Origin of the sequence: Oligoflexus sp., from assembly GCF_035638955.1 — a bacterium.
GTDB lineage: Bacteria > Bdellovibrionota_B > Oligoflexia > Oligoflexales > Oligoflexaceae > Oligoflexus.
The window spans coordinates 1-4,283 of sequence record NZ_DASQYZ010000087.1; the positions used below are offsets into that span (position 1 = coordinate 1).

General features: G+C 50.1%; 4 protein-coding genes and 1 pseudogene. 1 reads left to right on the top strand and 4 read right to left on the bottom strand.

Going from position 1 to position 4,283, the window contains the following annotated elements:
* From VE954_RS08610 to VE954_RS08625, 4 genes and pseudogenes are all read right to left on the bottom strand, one after another.
* Positions 1-949 (bottom strand): IS66 family transposase (locus VE954_RS08610; RefSeq protein ID WP_324951700.1); only part of this gene is annotated, 949 nt, incomplete at its 3' end.
* A gap of 77 nt (positions 950-1,026) precedes the next feature.
* On the bottom strand, positions 1,027-1,383 hold the full coding sequence (gene tnpB, locus VE954_RS08615) for an IS66 family insertion sequence element accessory protein TnpB (RefSeq protein ID WP_324951702.1): 357 nt from the start codon (positions 1,381-1,383) through the stop codon (positions 1,027-1,029).
* Entirely contained in the window at positions 1,380-1,766 is a 387-nt protein-coding gene (locus tag VE954_RS08620; RefSeq protein WP_324951704.1) for a hypothetical protein, read from the bottom strand. Before VE954_RS08620 ends, tnpB begins: the two co-directional genes overlap by 4 nt.
* 243 nt (positions 1,767-2,009) lie before the next feature.
* A pseudogene (locus VE954_RS08625) lies at positions 2,010-2,321 on the bottom strand (recombinase family protein).
* Positions 2,322-2,540: 219 nt separating this feature from the next.
* Between VE954_RS08625 and VE954_RS08630 the strand changes: the two are divergent.
* Entirely contained in the window at positions 2,541-3,725 is a 1,185-nt protein-coding gene (locus tag VE954_RS08630) for a M48 family metalloprotease (protein WP_324951706.1), read from the top strand.
* Positions 3,726-4,283: the final 558 nt, after the last annotated feature.

Sequence of the window (4,283 nt, forward strand, 5' to 3'; positions counted from 1 at the left end):
CTTCAAGAGTTTCAATATAAACGCCTGTGGCATTGATTCCGGTCCTGACAGACTTGATACTGAGACCGGCCGTCTCAAGGGCTTTTATCTCGGCATTGATCTGACGTTGGATCGCGATCACTTTGGAGCCGGTGTCGTCGATAAGCAGACTTGTCCCTTCCTCTATCGCATAGCCTTCAAGCGCCTTGAAGAGGGGCTGGAGTAGGGTGTCGGCCTCATCGACGATATTCCACTGATTGGCGTCAGCCATGGTAATCCCCCAGCCCCTGTGCAGGTTCTCGAGGCGCTTGAAAGGCATTCCCGCAAAATAGTGCATGACCGAGAGCATGGCACACGCCGACCAGTGATAGTTGATATAGCTTGAGCCAATGCCGGCTGTAACATCCGCCGGAACCTCTGCCCGGGTGATTTGCCCGCACAGTTTGCAGCGGGCTTGTTCAAAGTGATGAACTTCGGCACCAAAGTTCGGCTGACCAACGATTCGGACAATTACCTTTTCGCGATAGCGCGACATCGGACCGGCCTTGCAGCCTTCGCAGAGTGCCCCGGCTCTGCCACAGAGTAGCGAATGGTGAATATGAGTGGCATTGGTATAAGCCTTGAAGCCATTACGGCCATGACCCTTGGCCGAATCTTTTTCAGCTTCAACAGATGATGAAGCCGGGTTCGAAGATGCAGCCTCGCCGGCAGAAGTTTGGTCGGGCTCCGGAGCATCCGAGTCTGATCTCTCGCTGGCCATCGGCTGCTGATCGATACCTTCACCATTACCAGCAGCATCGGCGGCAAGAATCTTTGCGACCATTCGCGAAACCCTGGCTTCAGCGCGATCAGCGAGATTCATGACAAGAGCCGCGAAGACTTTCCAATCGTCTGGATCCAGACGCTGTTCTTCAATCCGACTCTGCAGCTGGCGAAGACCTTGGAGTTCGATGTCAATGTGTTGGGTCATGATGATACTTCCGTCCGATTTCAGCCAAGGCTTCCGGACGGGAGTGTAGATCCAAGTGCAGATGATGCAAGGAGAAACTACGATATCTTTCGCCACGCATCGGGAAACCCGCAACGCGTCCAGTCTCCAGCCCAAATTAAAATTTGAAGCTCTCGGGCCAATAGAGTTGAGCAGGGTATCGTCCCCTCGCCCTTGGGCCACGGGTTGAAGCGGCCCTTCGACAATCGTTTCGTAGCCAGCCAAAAACCACTTCCATCAAAGTGAAGGACACGCAGGCTATGGCCGGCCTTGTTACGAAACACAAAATAGGCACCATCCATCGGTTCATACTTCAAGACGATCCGTGCAACAGCAGCTGTCCCGTCGATCCCGTTTCGAAACGAAATCGGTGCATGCATGACAAGAATATTCGCATTCGCTGGAAGATGGATCATCGGCCCACCTCGCCAGCACACAAGGAGGACAGCAGGCCGAGGGCTTCCGGAGTGCTTGCAAAGATTCGCAGTTTCATCCCCGATGGCGTCTCCAACTCAGCGAGAATCCGATCTGCTGGCATGGATGGTCTCGATAGCACAAGGCGGGTATAGGCAGGAGGTGGAATCACTTTTTTCCCCGGTCCAGGGCGGCTGCTGATTTCCTTTGAAAAGCGCCTGCAATCAAGGCCGATTGCTTTTGATACCGGGCTCGCTCCAAACCGTGCTGCTGCCGCTCGAGTCCGTTCAAGCAACGCCTCCGGAATGGCTTCACGGATGTATCGCTTTTTCCGTCGCCAGATCGCGAATGCGGATTTTAGCTGCTCAAGGCTTTCTTCACTCATCACTTGCTCCCGTTGATGACTGGATTGTCATCGGGCAAGTTTACTCTTCAGTCCCTTGCGCGTCGGCCGCAGTTACCGGAACAGTAGCTCGCAATACGCACACAAGCCCTGAAAGACGCCTACAATCGGCATCCGGAGCGCCTCTCAAAGCGCGGTCCCAAGCTTGCGATTCCACAGGATCGAGTTGGAATCAATATCCCAGTTACGCGACAATCAGTGTTCGTACTCGGGTAGAAAAGTTTCTTAAACTTTCTTTAGCGCTGTCCCAAAAATGCTGACACATTCCGGTTCGATGAGAACGTCCCATTCCATCTGGGCTATGGCCGACAGAAACGTGAAAACTGCCATGCCCATGGGTGTCGAGGCGTCGAATGATTCCTTCAGGCTTTTGAACGTCACGCCACGACCTTAAAACTCCTTGAGCAGGCCGATCAAGTGCATGGTTGATCGGCCGAGTCTGTCGAGTTTCCAAACCACCAACGTGTCACCTATGCTCGGACAGGACCTACACGTGATGCCGCAGCACGAGGTGATTTTTGGGCAAAAAAAGTCCATCGTTTTTCATCCATCGATAGAAAATGTTTAAGAATCCTTCGGATACGGTGCACCGGTTTGCCTTCCGTTGCAAAATCCTGAACATGACATCACTTTCCAATCCTAATGTCCTATCGCTGCAAGCCTCTGAAATCGCATTGCTATCCCCCTGCACCCATCCTCCAATGCGCCAATGGATCAAGGGTTGCAAACGCATTGTTATCATCAGGAGGAAAATCAATGAGGAATTCAAAGAGTTACCTTGCTTTGGCAATAGTCGCTTTCGCGCATTATTCTTGTGGTGCATCCCCGAGCTCTGATCTTAAGCACACTTACGGGGAGACCACACATGCGACTGCCACTCCAGACCTTGGCAACTGTATCGAGCAGAAAACATCATCCTATCCGGAAGTGCGTCAATACCTGAAAGACATCATGACGAAAATCACTAAAGCCAACCCAAAGACCTTTTCAGGACGATTTAGTGCTGACAAGTTTTGTATCGAAATCAGCTCGTCAAAATTAGTGAACGCGGAGGCACATGCATCGGGTAAGATTGAATTTAACATAGGTTTGATTCAGGCTTTTGAAACTGACGCCGCTGTTGCTGGAATTATGGCCCATGAACTTGCACACATGACCATGGCTCACCAAACGAGAGTCATCGATGACAAGTTTAGCAATGACCCCGAAATAAAATCTATTCAATCGCAGATTAATAATAAAAATGCTGAGCATCAAAATCTATTAAAAGACGGCCTCGCCTTTATGCGCACTCTATTTAAAAAGAGGCCAATGGCTGAGAACAGTGCGCTGAAATCGGCTGCCGATGACGTAACTAAACTGGAAGGTGATGGTCCAAATAATGGCGGTTTGTTTGACGTCTATGTAGAATATTTCGTTCTTCTAATAGAATCGCCAGCTCCGAATCCAGGAGCTGCAGAGATCGCAAATCCATATACCGCGGTGGAAATTAAACAACTCAAAGACAAAATCGCTTCAGTATACCAAAAGGCCGAGGCAACTCAGCTTTTGGTTGAAGATCTTTTGAAAAAAAGAAAAGCCAAAGGTGGTTCTAGTCCGGAAGAGCTTGCAAACTGGCGCGAGGCGGAAGCTGATGAAGTGGGCTTTGAGATTTATGTTAAAGCAGGGTTCAAACCTGATAACTATACAGACGGCTTTTATACTTTTTTAAAGATAAAAGAAGGTCTCCCGGGTTTGGGAGAGTGCCAGAAAAAGTTAGACGCGAATCAAATCCCCAGCCGCGGCACCAGCACACACCCCGCGAGCTGCTGGCGAATCTATGATATTAAGAAAGAAGAAAAAAGTAGACATGCTAAAGAGTATGACAGCTTTTACAAAACAAACACCACTGTTGATCTCTATCCTGGGCGATTGAAAGGCATCAAGCAAAAGTTACAATAATGCACAGTATTGATCGATGTTGCGCTGTTGGGAGTTGGTGGTTGTACTCGTTGCATTAAGGTTGCCGCCTGTTGCAGTCGTCGTTGCCGTTGCAGAAACCCCACCTGTTTGAGATTGCGAGCAGGTTGCCAGTGAGTTGGCCGTTGTTTGGGCGGAGGCTGCCGTGTTCTGTCCTTGAGCAGTGGAGTTGGAGTTGTTACTCCCTGTCTGACTCGAAGCCCAGTCCGTTGCTTCAATAGTAACCGTTTCATGGTATGGCAGTCGTAAAGCCCGTTATTGCCAGCCTCGGTCTTCCAGGATATGTTCCGCAAAATTTTGAGGAGCAAATTGCCATGAAACTTGATCAAGTTAACAGAACTTTCCCCAAAAGAGCCCATCCAGTATCAGGCAATTTGTTTTAATCCAAGGCTTTAACGCGCTCAACCCACTTCCGCAGACTGATGCTACCGGCCTTTACAGATCGAACATTGTCTAAGCCTTGCTCCGTGAGCGATTGATCTTGCGAGCCTGCCTCTGGCGCTTGTTCCGTAGCTTACTGGACCTTCTTTGCTCTGGCGA